We start from the raw sequence: 16,533 nt of genomic DNA on the forward strand, positions 1-16,533 counted from the left end.
GACCACCGCCTCGCCTGACGAGCCGAGCGCTGCACCGCCGCGCCCGCGCCGCAACCCGCAGCCCGCCCAGCGTTCGCGACCGCACGGCCGCCGCAAGCCGCCGTCGACGACGGGAACGCTGCTGCGCCTGGTCCTGCAGCACCCGACCTGGGCCGCTCGCCTGCCCGTGAGCCTGGTACCCGACAGCAGCCCCGAAGGCCTTGCACTGATCGCCATCATCGACATGCTGAGCCTGGGCGAACCCATCCCCGCGGGCGGCCTGGGCGCCCTGATAGAGCGCTTCCGCGACACGCCGCACGCCGAAACACTCTCCCGCGTCGCGGCGGAACTCGTCGAATCCGAATTTGACGAAGCCGTGGTCGAGACGCTTTTCGAGGACGCATTGCGCAAGCTGCACGCCGACAGCGTCGGCAATGAGATCGCCGCCCTGCTACAAAGAGATCGTGAATCCGGCCTGGACGCCGCCGGGCGCCACCGGCTCGGCGAACTGCTGATCGAGAAACGGAACCTCGCCAGCAGCGGCAAAGTCTCAGATTTATAGTACAATTTCGGGTTTCTCATTTTCTTACACCCTCACCTGAGGAGTGCTATGGCACGCGAAAAAGCCAAGGATCCGCGCAAGGACGGCGCCACGAAGGGCCGCCCCTCGAAGGCGAAGGACAAGGCATCACCGGTCGTCGAAAGCCCCGCAGCCACCCCGTTGGATGCGGAGGTGCGGCGCACGCGCCTGAAGACCCTGATCACGCTCGGCAAGGAACGTGGCTACCTCACCTACGCCGAGATCAGCGACCACCTGCCCGACGACGTCGCCGACGCCGAACAGATCGAAGGCATCATCGCCACGTTCAACAACATGGGCATCCAGGTCTACGACGAGGCTCCGGCCGCGGAAGACCTGCTCATGTCGGACAGCGTCGCGACCAACGTCGACGAGGACGTCGCCGAAGAGGAGGCCGAGCAGGCACTGTCGTCGGTCGACTCCGAGTTCGGCCGCACCACCGACCCGGTGCGCATGTACATGCGCGAGATGGGCACGGTCGAGCTGCTCACCCGCGAGGGCGAAATCGAGATCGCCAAGCGCATCGAGGACGGCCTCAAGCACATGGTGCAGGCCATCTCCGCCTGCCCCACCACGATCGCCGAGATGCTCGAGATCGTCGACCGCATCGCGCGCGACGAAGCCAAGATCGATGAACTCGTCGACGGTCTGATCGACCCCAACGCCAGCAGCGAAGAAGGCGCGGACGACGACGCCGCAGCCAGCGCCGAGGAGGAGGACGAAGACAGCGAAGACGAGGATGGCGCCGACGACAGCGAGGACGAGGAAGACGATGCCGACAGCGCCGAGCGCGCCAACGCTGCCTCGCTGCTCCAGCTCAAGAACGACGCGCTCGCCCGCTTCGACGTCATCCGCGAACTGTATGCCCGCAAGATGACGGTCCTCGACAAGAAGGACTCGCAGGACAAGGCCTACCTCGAGCTCAAGCAGCAGATCTCGGACGAACTGCTCAACATCCGCTTCACCGCCAAGGCCATCGAGAAGCTATGCGATTCGGTCCGCCACATGGTCGAGCAGGTGCGCAGCCACGAACGCCAGATCCTGCAATTGTGCGTCGACCGCGCCGGCATGCCGCGCCAGCACTTCATCAAGGTCTTCCCCGGCCAGGAAGTGAACCTCGACTGGCTCAAGGACGAGATTGCCTCCGGCAAGAACTACGCCGAAGGCCTCATGCGAATCCACCCGGCGGTGCTCGAGGAGCAGCAAAAGCTCATCGACCTGCAGGACAGGATCGGCATTCCGCTCAAGGAGTTGAAGGACATCAACCGCCAGATGTCCACCGGCGAAGCCAAGATGCGCCGCGCCAAGCGCGAAATGACCGAAGCCAACCTGCGCCTGGTGATCTCGATCGCCAAGAAGTACACCAACCGCGGGCTGCAGTTCCTCGACCTGATCCAGGAAGGCAACATCGGCCTGATGAAGGCGGTCGATAAATTCGAATACCGCCGTGGCTACAAGTTCTCGACCTACGCCACGTGGTGGATCCGCCAGGCCATCACGCGCTCGATCGCCGACCAGGCGCGCACCATCCGCATCCCGGTGCACATGATCGAGACGATCAACAAGATGAACCGCATCAGCCGCCAGATCCTGCAGGAAACCGGGCAGGAACCGGACCCGGCGACGCTGGCCGAGAAGATGGAGATGCCCGAGGAGAAGATCCGCAAGATCATGAAGATCTCCAAGGAGCCGATCTCCATGGAGACGCCGATCGGCGACGACGACGACTCCCATCTGGGCGATTTCATCGAGGACACCGCCACCCTGGCTCCGGCCGAGGCGGCGATGTACTCCGGCCTGCGCGACGCCACCTGCGAGGTGCTCGACTCCCTGACCCAGCGCGAAGCCAAGGTGCTGCGCATGCGTTTCGGCATCGAGATGAACACCGACCACACGCTGGAGGAGGTCGGCAAGCAGTTCGACGTCACCCGCGAGCGTATCCGCCAGATCGAAGCCAAGGCGCTGCGCAAGCTGCGTCACCCGAGCCGCTCGGAGAAGCTGCGCAGCTTCCTCGACAGCGACGCATAGAGATTCCAGTAGCACCGGGCCTCTAGCTCATGCCTGGTTAGAGCAGCGGACTCATAATCCGTTGGTGCTGGGTTCGACTCCCAGGGGGCCCACCAATCGCATCAAGCACTTACGCCAGCCCTTCGGGGCTGGCGTTTTGCTTTTCGGCGCACCATTGCGTCGTTCGCGCGCAGGGCAAGTGCGCCCGTTCGCAATGCCAGCGCACAGACCTGTCGTCGTAACCGCGAATAATCGACACGAAGGGCCGTGATGTCGAAGGCGTCGACACATCGGTCGGCGCCGACGCGAAAAGCCGTGTCGTAGACGTGACGATGGGGACCGAAGTCCCCACCGGCTTTTCTTTGGTAACAAGGCTCAAGCAGCCTCGGCATAGACCTTAAGCGGCCAGTGCGAAACGCTCATCGTTGGCGTTTATGGATTTGCGCGGATTACGTCCGTCGCCTCTCGGGTTGCCTGCTCACCTTTGCCCGCCCTGTCGAAACCAGTACACCCCCACCCAAACGCACTCCCGAATGCCCTTGGGTGGAGGTGAGGGGAATCGAACCCCTGTCCAGAACGCCTCCAGATTGCCGGGATTACAACCATGACCGTGATGGTACGCAGTTCGGCTCACGCATTCAATGCCTGAGCCCGCTCAACGCCTCACGCTTTTGTAAGCGGATGCCACACCCCGCCCGCAGCACGGCGGACGCGGGAAACACGGGCTCGCGGCCAAACCGCCGCTACGTCGCGCATCGGAAGCCTCACGCAACGCTGGGCCCGGAGGCCGGGAAGAGCGATAATGGCGGACTTCCGACAAAGCGGACACGATTCGATGAAGCGCGTAGATGACTTTCGCCTGCGACTGGGCGCCGATGAACTGGTACCGATCATGGTGGGCGGCATGGGCGTGGACATTTCCACAGCCGACCTCGCGCTCGAAACAGCCCGGCTAGGTGGCGTCGGTCACATTTCGGACGCGATGCTCCCGACCGTGTCCGATCGTCGCTACAACACCAAGTACGTCAAGAACAAGCTGCAGCAGTACAAGTTCAACGTTGCCAACGCCGACAAGTCGGTGGTGCAGTTCGATCTTGGCCTGATTGCCGAAGCCACCGCCACCCATGTCGCGCGCACCATGGAACGCAAGCGCGGACCTGGCATGGTGTTCATCAACTGCATGGAGAAGCTGACCATGAACGCGCCCAAGGACACCCTCCGGGTGCGCCTGCGCACGGCCATGGACCACGGCATCGACGGCATCACCCTGGCGGCTGGCCTGCATCTGGGGTCCTTTGCGCTGATCGAGGACCATCCCCGCTTCAAGGACGTCAAGCTCGGCATCATCGTCAGCTCGCTGCGCGCGCTGCAGCTGTTCCTGAAGAAGAGCGCACGCACTGGCCGCATGCCCGACTACGTAGTGGTCGAGGGGCCGCTCGCCGGCGGCCACCTCGGCTTTGGCATGGACTGGGCGCAATACGACCTTGCTGCCATCGTCGCCGAGATCACCGACTGGCTGCGCGAACAGCAGCTCGACATCCCGCTGATCCCGGCCGGCGGCATCTTCACTGGCACGGACGCGGTGAATTTCCTCGAGGCCGGAGCGAGCGCGGTCCAGGTCGCGACTCGCTTCACCGTAACCAAGGAGTGCGGCCTGCCCGACGAGGTCAAGCAGGACTACTTCAAGGCCAAGGAAGACGAGATCGAGGTCAACCAGATCTCGCCCACAGGCTATCCGATGCGGATGCTCAAGAGTAGTCCGGCAATCGGCTCCGGTATCCGCCCCAACTGCGAGGCTTACGGCTACCTGCTCGACTCCAGCGGCAACTGCCAGTACATCGAGGCCTACAACCGCGAGGTGGCTGCTCACCCGGACGCGAAGAAGGTCAAGGTGTTCGACAAGACCTGTCTGTGCACCCACATGCGAAACTTCGACTGCTGGACCTGTGGTCATTACACCTACAGGCTCAAGGACACGTCCTCGCTGGACGACAATGGAGACTACCGCCTGCTCAGTGCCGAGCACGTCTTCAACGACTATCTCTACAGCACTGACAACAGGATCGCGCTGCCGGACTGAGCGTACGCGCGGGCAGTCGCCTCGACGATGCCCGCGGTGCGAACTAATTCCTCGGCGGGACGGCTGTGGAGACCAATACTGCCACCATGGACAGTCGCGAATCCGCTCCGATGAAAGTCGTCGTCGTCGACGACACGCCGCTCAACCTTGTGTTGATGGGCAAGCTCGTCGACCGTCTGCCGGGCACGCAGGCCCACACCTTCGAGCGCCCCATCGAGGCGCTGACCTGGTGCCTCGAGAACGAGGCCGACCTGATCATCGTCGACTACATGATGCCGGCGATGGACGGCGTGGAATTCATCCGCCGCATCCGCGCCAACCGCCGCGCCGACGACCTGCCGATCCTGATGGTCACCGCCAGCCACGAGCGCAGCGTGCGCTACGAAGCGCTCGAATGCGGCGCCAACGACTTTCTCACCAAGCCGATCGACGGGCACGAGTTCGAGCCTCGTGTGCGCAACATGCTCAAGTTGCGCGAGGCGCATCTTGCCACCCGCCAGCGCGCCGAGACCCTGGCAGAGGAGGTGCGCAAAGCCACTGCCGAAATCGTAGACCGCGAACGCGAGACGATCACCCGCCTGTCACGCGCCGCAGAGTTCCGCGACCCCGAAACCGGCGCCCACATCCAGCGCATGTCGCACTACTCAGCGCTCATTGCCGAGCGCCTTGGGCACGGCCACGCATTTGCCCAGGACCTGCTGATGGCAGCACCGATGCACGACGTCGGCAAACTGGGGATCCCCGACACGATCCTGCTCAAGCCGGGGCGGCTGACTACCGATGAATTCGAAGTCATGAAACGCCACCCGCAGATCGGCTACGACATTCTCAAGGAGTCGTCCTCCAGCATCTTGCGCCTGGGCGCCACCATCGCGCTCACTCACCACGAGAAGTTCGACGGCAGCGGCTACCCGCGAGGCCTTGCAGGCGACAGCATCCCCCTCGAAGGGCGCATCGTCGCGGTGGCCGACGTGTTCGACGCACTCACCTCGGAACGCCCCTACAAGCCCGCATGGCCGCTCGCACGAGCGATCGGCCTGTTGCGCGAGGGTCGCGGCAGCCATTTCGATCCCAATTGCGTCGACGTCTTCCTGCAGTCATGGGACGAAGTCCAGCTCATCCGCCAGCGCTTCCAGGACGAGCACGAAAGCGCAGCGGTTGCCTGACCCCCAGCGGGCCCGCAAGAGTCACTCACTCTCAGCTGCGGCGCTCGATCAGCTCGACCTTGTAGCCGTCCGGATCCTCGACGAAGGCGATGACCGTCGTGCCATGCTTCATCGGCCCTGCCTCGCGAACCACCTTGCCGCCGCGCGCACGAATGTCCTCACAGGCCTTGCGCGCATCTTCGACCTCGAGCGCGATGTGGCCATAGGCGTTGCCGAGCTCGTAGCGGTCTACGCCCCAGTTGTGCGTCAGCTCGAGCACCGCGCCGTCCATTTCGTCCTGATAGCCGACGAAGGCGAGCGTGAACTTTCCGTCCGGGTAGTCCTGTCGGCGCAGCAGGCGCATGCCGAGCACTTCGGTGTAGAAGGCAAGGGAGCGATCGAGATCGCCGACGCGCAGCATGGTGTGAAGGATTCGCATGGTTTGTTGTCCTTGTGCTTGGGTTGGGTTCAGTCTTCCTGCATGAGCGGCACCCCCACCGCCGGCGCCTCAGGACCGATGACGGGCAAGGTCGCCGCGGCCCGCCGCAATGCGGCACGCGCCTCGCGCCAGTCCGGATACAGCCGTTCGACGACCGCCCAGAAGCGCGGCGAATGGTTCATCTCGGCCAGGTGGGCCACCTCGTGGGCGACCACATAGTCGATCAGCTCGGGGACGAGGTGTATCAGTCGCCAATGCAGGCGGATGCCGGAGCGCTGGCTACAGCTCCCCCAGCGCGTGCGCGCATTGGACAGTCGCACCGCAGGCACGGCGTGGCCGAGCCTCAGGCAGTACTCCTCGACACGGGCACGATACCAGCCCAGCGCCCGTGCCTGAAGGGCGCGCAGAAGTGCCTTCTGGGTACTGCTGCAGGCGGCCGGCAGCAAAAGCTCCTCGCCACCGCCCTCGCCCACACGCCAGCGCACGCCCCGCCCCGCCACGAGCCGCAAGGTCAGCGGCTTGCCGAGGACGGGAAGTTGCACCCCGTCTGCGATCTCGATGCGCACTTGGGCTGGTGCACCGGCATGCGCCCGCAGCCGGTCGAGCAACCAGCGGCCATGGCCGCGCACGAAGCGCTCGACCTCGCCCAGGGGCATCTGCAATGGCACGGCAACACGCGCACCACGGTGGTCGACCTGCAGCGCCATCGAACGTCGCGCGGAACGTCGCAGCACGAGGGCCACCGGTGTGCCATCGATGACCAGGTGGTACGCCTGGTGCTGCGACGAAGGCGCCGCGACCGCCGCCAATGCCCCGCTCAAGCCTTGTCTTCCCACTCCACGCCACGCGCATCGAGATCGGCCCTGATGCAGGCCATCGCCTCGGCCACGCGTGCCGCCGTGCCCTTCATGCCGAGCTCGATCGATCGCCGCTGACCCTCGGAGGCGATCGTCGGCAGGCTGAACAGCGTCGCATCGGGGAAGTCCGCGGTGATCCTGCGCATCAGGCCGATGAGCTGGCCCTCATAGGCATCCCACACGGTGACGGCCGCCTCGACATAGTCCTCGGCGTGATGCAGGTGGCCATAGTGCGTGTCCAGCACCCACTCGACCATCGGCCAGGCCATCACCGGAAAGCCCGGAGCGAAGTAATGGCGGCGGATCGAGAACCCGGGAATACGGTTGAAGCTGTTGGGGATGATGTCGCTTCCCACGGGGTACACACCCATCTGCAGACGCTCGGCGGTGATCTCGTCACCGAAGCGGGCGCGAATCTCGCGCTCTGCCTCGGGATGAAGGGCGAGATCCAGCCCGAGCGCCGCAGCGGCGGCCTCACGCGTGCGGTCGTCCGGCGTGGCGCCGATGCCGCCGAAGCTGAAAACCACATCGCCGGTGGCGAAGGTCTGGCGCAGGGTGTCGACAAGGCGATCGAGGTCATCTCCCGCGTAACGTGCCCACGACAGCTTGAGCCCGCGCGCGCCGAGCAGTTCGATGAGCTTGGCGAGGTGCTTGTCGCTGCGGCGCCCCGACAGGATCTCGTCACCGATGATGAGTGCGCCAAAGTTCATGACAGCTCCCGCGAACCGGATCCCCGAGCAACTGGCTCGGCATCGAGCACGGTCACGCCGTGCTGCAGCCGATGCTTACGCAGGGTTTCCAGCATGTAATGGACAAAGGCAAGGCCGGCAAAGGCCGGCGCCACCAGGTTGATCACCGGCACATAGGCCAGCAGCGCACTGCCGCCGCCCACCAGCAGCATCTGCGGCCGCCAGTCGGTGCGCAGGCGCAGCATCTCGTCACGGTCGGCATGCAGCATGAGAGCGTCGTAGCCAAACGCACGCTGGTTGAGCCAGCCGGTCAGCACCACCGAGGCGAGCAGGCCGACACCGGGGATCAGCCAGAACGGCAAGGAGACGATCAAGGCCACGAGAAAGAGCACCCCGGCGACGATCGAGTTCCAGGCGCTGCCAAGGTTCGAGCCGCCACGACGCTGCTCGATGTCCGCATAGTCGCTGCGGCCGATGCGCTCGAGCATCAGCGGCAGCGAAATCGTGGCCACCAGCAGCGCCGCTGTCACGTAAATCAGGGGTACGAGGAGCAGCGCAACCGCAAACTTGATCAGCACCAGCATCACCGCCGCCGCTGCCTCGGATGCCGACAGCCAGCTACCGACGAAGGCCCAGCCGCTGACCCAGCCGAACACGCCCTCGGTAACCGGCGTCCACAGCAGCACCGCAAGTACGGACCACAGCACCGTCGCCAGCACGCCCGGCCATACCAGGTGCCAGAAGATGTCCCGCCTCAGCAGGCTGCGGCCAGCGCGGCCGAAGGCAAGCACGATGTCCTTCATGGCGCCTCCACTCAGCGCGGCAGCCCCGGGAAGCCGCCGGGCATCATGCCCTTCATGGCTCGCATCATCTTGCCCATGCCGCCCTTGGAGAACTGCTTCATCACCTTCTGCGTCTGTTCGAACTGGTTGAGCAGGCGGTTGACCTCCTGCACCGTCACACCCGCACCCGCGGCGATGCGACGCTTGCGGCTGGCCTTGAGCAGTTCGGGCTTGCTGCGTTCGAGCGGCGTCATCGAGTTGATGATGCCTTCGATGCGGCTGATCGCCTTTTCCTCTGCACCGCCCTGAAGCTTGTCGGCGGCCGCCGCAAACTGCGCGGGCAGCTTGTCCATCATCGAAGCCAGGCCACCCATCTTGCGCATCTGGGCGATCTGTTCCTTGAAGTCGTTGAGGTCGAAGCCCTTCCCGGTCTTGAGCTTTTGCGCGAAAGCACGGGCCTTTTCCTCGTCGACCCCGCGCCGGGCTTCCTCGACCAGCCCGAGAATGTCGCCCATGCCGAGGATACGGCTGGCCATACGGTCGGGGTGGAAGGGTTCGAGCCCGGAAAGCTTCTCGCCGACACCAGCGAACTTGAGCGGCTTGCCGGTGACGTGGCGCACCGACAGGGCTGCACCGCCGCGCGAATCGCCATCGAGCTTGGTGAGCACGACGCCGGTGAGGGGCAAGGCCTCGTTGAAGGCACGCGCGGTATTGACGGCATCCTGGCCCAGCATGGCGTCGACCACGAACAAGGTCTCGATCGGCGTCACCGCCGCATGCAAGGCCTTGATCTCGGCCATCATCGCCTCATCGACCGCCAGCCGGCCCGCGGTGTCGACGAGGAGGACGTCCATGTGGTGCTTGCGCGCGTGATCGAGCGCGGCAAGCGCAATATCCACCGGCTTCTGCTCGGCCGAAGACGGGAAGAAGCCCACGCCGGCCTGCGCGGCCACGGTCTTCAGCTGCTCGATGGCCGCCGGTCGATAGACGTCCGCCGACACCACCAGCACCTTCTTCTTGTGCTCTTCGTGCAACAGCTTGGCAAGCTTGCCGGTGGTTGTGGTCTTGCCTGCGCCCTGCAGGCCGGCCATCAGCACCACGGCCGGCGGCTGGGTCGACAGGTTCAGGCCCTCGTGGGCCCCGCCCATCAGCGCCTTCAGTTCGTCGTGGACCACGCCCACCAGCGCCTGGCCGGGCGTCAGCGAACCGACGACCTCCTGGCCGACGGCCTTTTCCTTGACGCGGGCGACGAAATCCTTGACCACGGGAAGTGCGACGTCGGCCTCGAGCAGGGCCATGCGCACCTCGCGCATCGCGTCCTGGATGTTGTCTTCGGTCAGGCGGGCCTGGCCGCGCAGCGTCTTGACGACTTTGGACAGGCGTTGAGTGAGATTGTCGAGCATTCTGGGGCAGGCCTTGGGCGCGTGACTTGGAGTAAACTGCAGCTACGTATGCGCACAATTCTACTTCATCTGCTTCCCGCCTCGCTTTATGCCGGCATCGGCGTCCTGTTCTGGCGCCAGTGCATGCTCGGCAAAGCCACCCCCGGCACCCGTCGCGAATGCATGAGCGGCCGAGAACGCGGCCTGCTGCTGCTCGCGCTGCTCGCACACGGCTTCGCCCTGCATGTCGGGATCTTCCCGGGCAACGAGATGCGTTTCGGTTTCGGTGTCGCACTATCGCTGATGGTGTGGCTGGCCGTCTGCTTCTACTGGGTCGAGACCTTGTACACGCGACTCGACGGGCTCCACGCCGTGGTCATGCCGGCGGGCGCGGTGGCCAGCCTGGTGCCGCTAGTCTTCCCCGGCGAGCACGTGCTCACCAACGCGGCATCGCCAGCATTCCGCGCACACTTCGTCGTCGCCATGCTGGCCTACAGCCTGTTTACCCTTGCAGCCTTGCACGCGATGCTGATGGCGGTCGCCGGCCGCCAGTTGCACAACGCACGCTTCAGCCGCCTGCTGTCGGGCTTGCCGCCGCTGCTCACGATGGAGGCCCTGCTGTTCAGGCTCATCAGCATCGCTTTCGTGCTGCTGACGCTGACGCTGGCGAGCGGCGTATTGTTCTCCGAGTCCCTGTTCGGCCAGGCCCTGCGCGTGGATCACAAGACCATCTTCGCGTTCATCTCCTGGCTGCTGTTCGGCAGCCTGCTGGTCGGCCGCCGGCTGTGGGGCTGGCGTGGCCGGATCGCGCTGCGGTGGACGCTCGCTGGCTTCGTGGCCCTCATGCTGGCCTACGTCGGCAGCCGCTTCGTGATCGAGGTCGTACTCAAGAGCCCGTACTGAGCGTCAAGGTCGGCCCCAGGTTGACAGCGTCCTAGCCGGCACCAATACTCGGACGCTTTCCACTCCCTTACCGCTCCGTGTCGGATCTCACCCTGACGTTGCAGGCCGCAGCCCTGGTCGTGCTGCTCGTTCTCTCCGGCTGCTTCTCGATGTCCGAGACGGTCATGATGGCAGCCAACCGCTACCGGCTGCGCTCCCTGGCCAGCCAGGGCAACACCGGCGCCACGCTGGCGCTTGACCTGCTGGCGAAAACGGACCGCCTGCTAGGCGTCATCCTGCTGTTCAACAACCTGGTGAACACCGCCGCCGCAACACTGGTGAGCGTGATCACGCTCGAGTTGTTCGGCAACGAGCGCTGGGCGCTCGGCGTCGCCACCCTGCTCGTCACCTTCGCCATCCTCGTCTTCGCGGAGATCACGCCCAAGGTCATTGGTGCAACCTACGCCGATCGCCTCGCACCCATCGTGGCCTACCCGCTCGCCGGCCTGCTGCGCGCGTTCTATTTCGTGGTGTGGTTCGTCAACCTGTTCTCCCGCGGTCTGCTATGGACGATCCGCCTGCAGCCCAAGGAAGGCGACAACGGTGCGTTATCAATCGATGAACTGCGCGCCATGGTCATCGACTCCGGCCAGTACATACCGCACAAGCACCGCAGCATGCTGGTTAACCTGTTCGACCTCGAGAACATCACGGTCGAGGACGTGATGACGCCGCGCGGCGCCATCGAGGCGATCGACCTCAGCGACCCGGAGGAACAGCTCCGCCGCCAGATTGCCACCAGCTTCCACACCCGCCTCGCGGTGTACGACGGTGACAGCGAGCACGTGATCGGCGTACTCCACCAGCGCCGGTTGCTCAGCGACACACTCCAGGACACCTTCTCGGTGGAGCGCATCCGCGAGCTGCTCACCCGCCCCTACTTCGTTCCCGCCGACACCCCACTCTATTCGCAGATCCAGTTCTTCCAGGAAAACCAGCAGCGCCTGGCCTTCGTTGTCGATGAGTATGGTGAGATCCTCGGCCTGATCACCCTGGAGGACATCATCGAGGAACTCATCGGCAAATTCACCACCAGCATCCCTGATGCCGGCAACCGCATGGCCTGGAGCGAGGAAGGCAACGTGCTGGTGGACGGCTCGGCGAACCTGCGCGAGCTCAACCGCCGCCTCGACCTGGCGCTGCCCACTGACGGTCCCAAGACACTCAACGGGCTGATCATCGAGTACCTTCAGGACATCCCGGAAGCCGGCGTATCGATGAAGATTGCCGACACGCCGATCGAGGTCGTGCAGACCCAGGACCGCATGATCCGCACGGCGCGACTGTTCCGCCCCCTCGCTCCGACACAGGCAGAAAGGAGCGGACCATGACGCTCGACACCTCGCAAACCTTTACAAGGGCGGGTGCGCGGTGCAACATCCGCCGCACTCCGGACAAGAGCATGGCATGGCGGCAGCGACAAAACCGACCCTGAGCGGGTTCGCCAGGGCACTGATACAGCACGGACATCTGCAGGAAGCAGATGCGCAGGCCTGTTCCTCCCATGCCAACGAGGGCAGCAACGCGTTCATCCTCGAGGTCGCCAGCCGCGGCCTGATGAAGTGCGCCGACATGGCGCGCTTTGCGGCCGAGACCTTCGGTTACCCCCTGCTCGACATCGCAGCGGTCGACGCCTCCTCATACGCACGTGACGCAGTCGATCGCAAGCTGATACAGAAGCACCAGATCGCACCTCTGGCCAAACGCCAGAATCGCCTCACGCTGGCTACCGCCGATCCGTCGAACATGCGGGCGCTTGACGAGATCCGCTTCCAGACCGGAATGCAGCTCGACCTCGTGATCGCCGAGGCCGACAAGCTCAAGCGCGTCATCGATGCGCTGGTCGAATCCGCGGCGGACACGCTGCGCGACCTCACGGGTGAAGCCTTCGACATGGACCTGCTGCAGCAGGACACGCCCGCGCAGCAGCAGCGCGACGAGGACGAGGCCTCAGAGGTCGATGACGCCCCCGTCGTCAAGTTCATCCAGAAGGTCCTGATCGACGCAATCAACGAGGGTGCCTCCGACATCCACTTCGAGCCCTACGAGAAGTTCTATCGCATCCGCGTACGCACCGATGGCATCCTGCGCGACATCGCCCAGCCGCCATTGGTACTCAAGGAGAAGATCGCTGCCCGCATCAAGGTGATCTCGCGCCTCGACATCTCCGAGCGACGCGTCCCCCAGGACGGCCGCATGAAGCTGGTTTTGTCAAAGAACAAGGCCATCGACTTTCGCGTATCGACCCTGCCGACACTGCATGGCGAGAAGATCGTCATGCGCATCCTCGACCCGAGCTCGGCGATGCTCGGCATCGATGCGCTCGGCTACGAGCCCGACCAGCGCAAGGCGCTGCTCGCAGCGGTCGAACGCCCCTACGGCATGATCCTCGTCACCGGCCCGACGGGCTCGGGCAAGACCGTGTCGCTCTACACCTGCCTCAACCTGCTCAACAAGCCGGGCGTGAATATCTCCACGGCAGAGGACCCGGCCGAAATCAACCTGCCCGGCATCAACCAGGTCAACGTCAACGAGAAGGCGGGGCTCACCTTTTCGGTCGCACTCAGGGCCTTCCTGCGCCAGGATCCCGATATCATCATGGTCGGTGAAATTCGCGACCTCGAGACCGCGGAGATCTCGATCAAGGCGGCGCAGACCGGCCACCTGGTGATGTCGACCCTGCACACGAACGACGCCCCCACCACGCTCGAGCGACTCAAGAACATGGGCGTGGCGCCGTTCAACATTGCATCGTCGGTGATCCTCATCACGGCACAGCGCCTCGCGCGCCGGCTATGCTCGTGCAAGAAGGCCGCGGACATTCCCTTCGAGGCGCTCATCGAGGCGGGATTCAGCGCCGAGGAACTGGACGGCAGCTGGCAACCCATGGGGCCGGTCGGCTGCGACCGCTGCAAGGGCAGCGGCTACAAGGGGCGCCTGGGCATCTACCAGGTCATGCCGATCAGCGAGGAGATCGCCCACATCATCATGACCGGCGGCAACTCGATGGACATCGCGGCGCAGGCGGAACGCGAAGGCGTGCGCGACCTGCGCAAGTCCGGGCTTCTCAAGGTCAAGCAAGGTATAACCTCGCTCGAAGAAGTCCTGGCGACGACCAACGAATAGAACAAGGACATCCGATCTCATGGCCACAGCAAGCCGGGCACCACGTGCCAAGGGTCCCAAGGAAGACCTGTACACCTGGGAAGGCAAGGACAAGACTGGCAAGGTCGTTCGCGGCGAGATCCGTGCCAACGGCGACGCCATGGTCCAGGCGATGCTGCGCCGCCAGGGCATCCAGGTCAGCAAGGTCAAGAAGCAGAAGATGTCTCGTGGTGGCCGCATCAGCGACAAGGACATCGCGCTCTTCACCCGCCAGCTCGCCACCATGATGAAGTCCGGCGTACCGCTGCTGCAGGCCTTCGATATCGGCATGAAGGGTTCGGCCAACCCGGCGCTTTCGCGCCTGCTCAACGATATCCGCAACGACGTCGAGACCGGCTCCAACCTGTCGCAGGCTTTTGCCAAGCACCCTCAGCATTTCGACAAGCTGTTCTGCAATCTCGTCGCCGCCGGCGAACAGGCGGGCATCCTCGACTCCCTGCTCGACCGCATCGCGACCTACAAGGAAAAGATTCTCGCCATCAAGAGCAAGATCAAGTCGGCGCTGTTCTACCCCGCTGCGGTGGTGGTGGTTGCCGGCCTGGTGATCTCGATCATGATGCTGTTCGTCATTCCCGAGTTCAAGAACGTGTTCGCCGGTTTCGGTGCGGACCTGCCGGCGCCAACGGAGATGGTGATCGCGATCTCGGATGCCTTCGTTGCCTACTGGTATCTCATCTTTGGCGGCCTGTTCGCAGCCATTGCGGCGATCGCCTGGAGCTACAAACGCTCGACGGCCATGCAGATCGCACTGGACAAGGCCATTTTGCGCTTCCCGGTGATCGGCCCCATCATCCGCAAGGCAACGGTCGCACGCTGGACGCGCACGCTGTCGACCATGTTCGCCGCGGGGGTGCCGCTTGTCGAGGCGCTCGATTCGGTGGGCGGCGCCTCGGGCAACCATGTGTATCTGGTTGCGACGCGCGAGATCCAAGCCGAGGTCAGCAGCGGCACCAGCCTGACCATTGCCATGCAGAACGCCGAGGTCTTCCCAACGATGGTGGTCCAGATGGTGTCGATCGGCGAAGAGTCAGGCCAGCTCGATTCGATGCTGAGCAAGGTCGCCGACTTTTTCGAACAGGAGGTGGACGACGCCGTCGCTGGCCTGTCGCAACTGCTCGAACCGTTGATCATGGTATTCCTGGGCACGGTGATCGGCGGCCTGGTCGTCGCGATGTACCTGCCCATCTTCAAGATCGGCGCGGTGGTCGGCTAGATGGAGGCCCTGCTGCAAGACCCGCTCGTATTCGCAGGCCTCGCTGCACTGCTGGGCCTGTTCGTGGGCAGCTTCCTCAACGTCGTCATCCACCGCCTGCCAAAGATGATGGAGCGCGACTGGCATGCCCAGGCGGCGGAATTACGCGGGGAGGCAGCCACTGAAGGCGAGCGCTTCAACCTCGCGACGCCGCGCTCGCGCTGCCCTCATTGCGGCCACCAGATCAGCGCACTCGAGAACATCCCCGTGGTCAGCTACGTCCTGCTGCGTGGCCGCTGCCGACACTGCGGCGCCGGCATCAGCAAGCGCTACCCCATCGTGGAGGCCTGTACGGCGCTGCTGTCGGGCTATGCGGCATGGCACTTCGGATTCGGACTCGCCGCGCTGGGCGCCCTGCTCTTCGTCTGGGCAATGGTCGCGCTCACCTTCATCGACCTCGACACCCAGCTTCTTCCCGACGACATCACACTGCCCCTGCTCTGGCTCGGCCTGGCCTTCAACCTCGCCGGCACCTACACCGAGCTTGCCGATGCCGTGGTGGGCGCCATGGCGGGCTACCTGGTGCTGTGGTCGGTGTTCTGGCTGTTCAAGCTCGCCACGGGCAAGGAGGGCATGGGCTATGGCGACTTCAAGCTGCTCGGCGCGATCGGTGCCTGGCTCGGCTGGCAGGTACTGCCTCTGACCATCCTGCTGTCCTCCCTGGTCGGTGCGGCGGTAGGTATCGTGCTCATCCTGTTCGCCCGCCACGGCCGCAACGTCCCCATCCCTTTCGGCCCCTACCTGGCAGCCGCAGGGCTGATCGCCCTGTTCTGGGGCGAACGGCTCACCAGCCACTACCTGGGTCTGCTCTGAGGCGCCCGCGGCGCGCTTGAAAGACACCGCGGGCACCCCCATATCACCAGCGCGCTGCGGCTTACCCGGCGCGCTTTTTCCTTATGCTGCATTGCGTTAGACTTGCGCACTTGTTTTCGGGAGCTCGTCATGCCCATCTACGAATACCGTTGTCCGAGCTGTGGTTTCCAGAAGGAACACCTGCAGAAAATGAGCGATCAACCGCTGAGCACCTGCCCGTCCTGCGGCAGCCAGGGCTACGCCAAACTGCTCTCCGCAGCCGGCTTCCAGCTCAAGGGTTCGGGCTGGTACGCCACCGACTTCAAGGGCGGCAGCACCGCCCCGGCAGCGACATCCGCGACCGAAACCCCCGCCGCACCGGCCTGTGCCGGCGGTGGCTGCGCCTGCCACTGAGCGCACGCGCTCAAGACAGCGGGATCGA

At 64.5% G+C, this 16,533-nt stretch carries 14 protein-coding genes, 1 tRNA gene, 1 other RNA gene and 1 pseudogene; 11 read left to right on the forward strand and 6 right to left on the reverse strand.

Going from position 1 to position 16,533, the window contains the following annotated elements; translation table 11 throughout:
- The 3 genes and pseudogenes from B447_RS16510 to B447_RS16520 form a co-directional block, all read left to right on the forward strand.
- Positions 1-541, forward strand: a pseudogene (locus B447_RS16510) (DNA primase); the annotation flags it as partial.
- Positions 542-589: 48 nt separating this feature from the next.
- The gene (gene rpoD / locus B447_RS16515) at positions 590-2,587 is read left to right on the forward strand and encodes an RNA polymerase sigma factor RpoD (protein ID WP_002924650.1); all 1,998 of its coding nucleotides are present in this window, start codon (positions 590-592) and stop codon (positions 2,585-2,587) included.
- 16 nt (positions 2,588-2,603) lie between these two features.
- Positions 2,604-2,682, forward strand: a tRNA-Ile gene (locus B447_RS16520).
- Between the two features lie 211 nt (positions 2,683-2,893).
- Here B447_RS16520 and ssrA read toward each other — a convergent pair.
- Positions 2,894-3,221, reverse strand: a transfer-messenger RNA (tmRNA) gene (gene ssrA / locus B447_RS22290).
- A gap of 180 nt (positions 3,222-3,401) precedes the next feature.
- On the opposite strand from ssrA, the gene B447_RS16525 reads away from it, so the two are divergent.
- Both B447_RS16525 and B447_RS16530 read left to right on the forward strand, forming a co-directional pair.
- Entirely contained in the window at positions 3,402-4,646 is a 1,245-nt protein-coding gene (locus tag B447_RS16525; RefSeq protein ID WP_002924652.1) for a nitronate monooxygenase, read from the forward strand.
- Between the two features lie 86 nt (positions 4,647-4,732).
- On the forward strand, positions 4,733-5,812 hold the full coding sequence (locus B447_RS16530; RefSeq protein ID WP_002942966.1) for an HD domain-containing phosphohydrolase: 1,080 nt from the start codon (positions 4,733-4,735) through the stop codon (positions 5,810-5,812).
- 31 nt (positions 5,813-5,843) lie between these two features.
- On the opposite strand, the gene gloA is transcribed toward B447_RS16530, so the two are convergent.
- From gloA to ffh, 5 genes are read right to left on the reverse strand one after another with little or no spacing between them, the layout of a single operon-like run.
- Positions 5,844-6,230, reverse strand: coding sequence for a lactoylglutathione lyase (gloA, locus tag B447_RS16535; RefSeq protein ID WP_002924655.1), 387 nt, complete (start codon positions 6,228-6,230; stop codon positions 5,844-5,846).
- A 29-nt stretch (positions 6,231-6,259) separates the two neighbouring features.
- Complete coding sequence (locus tag B447_RS16540; RefSeq protein ID WP_002942968.1) at positions 6,260-7,039, reverse strand: M48 family metallopeptidase; 780 nt, start codon at positions 7,037-7,039, stop codon at positions 6,260-6,262.
- Positions 7,040-7,047: 8 nt separating this feature from the next.
- Positions 7,048-7,797 (reverse strand): competence/damage-inducible protein A, encoded by a 750-nt coding sequence (locus B447_RS16545; protein ID WP_002924659.1) that lies wholly within the window; start codon positions 7,795-7,797, stop codon positions 7,048-7,050.
- Complete coding sequence (locus B447_RS16550; protein WP_002942970.1) at positions 7,794-8,579, reverse strand: EI24 domain-containing protein; 786 nt, start codon at positions 8,577-8,579, stop codon at positions 7,794-7,796. Before B447_RS16550 ends, B447_RS16545 begins: the two co-directional genes overlap by 4 nt.
- A gap of 11 nt (positions 8,580-8,590) precedes the next feature.
- Positions 8,591-9,961, reverse strand: coding sequence for a signal recognition particle protein (gene ffh / locus B447_RS16555; protein ID WP_002924663.1), 1,371 nt, complete (start codon positions 9,959-9,961; stop codon positions 8,591-8,593).
- A 48-nt stretch (positions 9,962-10,009) separates the two neighbouring features.
- Between ffh and B447_RS16560 the strand changes: the two genes are divergently transcribed.
- The 6 genes from B447_RS16560 to B447_RS16585 all read left to right on the forward strand — a co-directional run bounded on the left by B447_RS16560 (position 10,010) and on the right by B447_RS16585 (position 16,505).
- Positions 10,010-10,843: a cytochrome C assembly family protein gene (locus tag B447_RS16560; RefSeq protein ID WP_002924665.1), complete on the forward strand. Its 834-nt coding sequence runs from the start codon at positions 10,010-10,012 to the stop codon at positions 10,841-10,843.
- A 77-nt stretch (positions 10,844-10,920) separates the two neighbouring features.
- Positions 10,921-12,213, forward strand: coding sequence for an HlyC/CorC family transporter (locus tag B447_RS16565; RefSeq protein WP_037983036.1), 1,293 nt, complete (start codon positions 10,921-10,923; stop codon positions 12,211-12,213).
- A gap of 76 nt (positions 12,214-12,289) precedes the next feature.
- A complete protein-coding gene (gene pilB / locus B447_RS16570; protein ID WP_002942984.1) occupies positions 12,290-14,008 on the forward strand; it encodes a type IV-A pilus assembly ATPase PilB in 1,719 nt (572 codons plus the stop codon).
- Between the two features lie 19 nt (positions 14,009-14,027).
- On the forward strand, positions 14,028-15,260 hold the full coding sequence (locus tag B447_RS16575) for a type II secretion system F family protein (RefSeq protein WP_002942986.1): 1,233 nt from the start codon (positions 14,028-14,030) through the stop codon (positions 15,258-15,260).
- Positions 15,261-16,112, forward strand: coding sequence for a prepilin peptidase (locus B447_RS16580; RefSeq protein ID WP_002942988.1), 852 nt, complete (start codon positions 15,261-15,263; stop codon positions 16,110-16,112). It abuts the gene before it with no gap.
- Between the two features lie 129 nt (positions 16,113-16,241).
- The gene (locus B447_RS16585; RefSeq protein ID WP_002942990.1) at positions 16,242-16,505 is read left to right on the forward strand and encodes an FmdB family zinc ribbon protein; all 264 of its coding nucleotides are present in this window, start codon (positions 16,242-16,244) and stop codon (positions 16,503-16,505) included.
- Positions 16,506-16,533: the final 28 nt, after the last annotated feature.

It is taken from the genome of Thauera sp. 27, from assembly GCF_000310125.2.
In the GTDB taxonomy this organism is placed as follows: domain Bacteria; phylum Pseudomonadota; class Gammaproteobacteria; order Burkholderiales; family Rhodocyclaceae; genus Thauera; species Thauera mechernichensis.

Excerpts from the sequence above, each read along its gene's own strand:
- rpoD (WP_002924650.1), top strand. The coding sequence starts at position 590 with ATGGCACGCGAAAAAGCCAAGGATCCGCGCAAGGACGGCGCCACGAAG.
- B447_RS16525 (WP_002924652.1), top strand. The coding sequence starts at position 3,402 with ATGAAGCGCGTAGATGACTTTCGCCTGCGACTGGGCGCCGATGAACTG.
- B447_RS16530 (WP_002942966.1), top strand. The coding sequence starts at position 4,733 with ATGGACAGTCGCGAATCCGCTCCGATGAAAGTCGTCGTCGTCGACGAC.
- gloA (WP_002924655.1), bottom strand. The coding sequence starts at position 6,230 with ATGCGAATCCTTCACACCATGCTGCGCGTCGGCGATCTCGATCGCTCC.
- B447_RS16545 (WP_002924659.1), bottom strand. The coding sequence starts at position 7,797 with ATGAACTTTGGCGCACTCATCATCGGTGACGAGATCCTGTCGGGGCGC.
- B447_RS16550 (WP_002942970.1), bottom strand. The coding sequence starts at position 8,579 with ATGAAGGACATCGTGCTTGCCTTCGGCCGCGCTGGCCGCAGCCTGCTG.
- ffh (WP_002924663.1), bottom strand. The coding sequence starts at position 9,961 with ATGCTCGACAATCTCACTCAACGCCTGTCCAAAGTCGTCAAGACGCTG.
- B447_RS16560 (WP_002924665.1), top strand. The coding sequence starts at position 10,010 with ATGCGCACAATTCTACTTCATCTGCTTCCCGCCTCGCTTTATGCCGGC.
- pilB (WP_002942984.1), top strand. The coding sequence starts at position 12,290 with ATGGCGGCAGCGACAAAACCGACCCTGAGCGGGTTCGCCAGGGCACTG.
- B447_RS16575 (WP_002942986.1), top strand. The coding sequence starts at position 14,028 with ATGGCCACAGCAAGCCGGGCACCACGTGCCAAGGGTCCCAAGGAAGAC.
- B447_RS16580 (WP_002942988.1), top strand. The coding sequence starts at position 15,261 with ATGGAGGCCCTGCTGCAAGACCCGCTCGTATTCGCAGGCCTCGCTGCA.
- B447_RS16585 (WP_002942990.1), top strand. The coding sequence starts at position 16,242 with ATGCCCATCTACGAATACCGTTGTCCGAGCTGTGGTTTCCAGAAGGAA.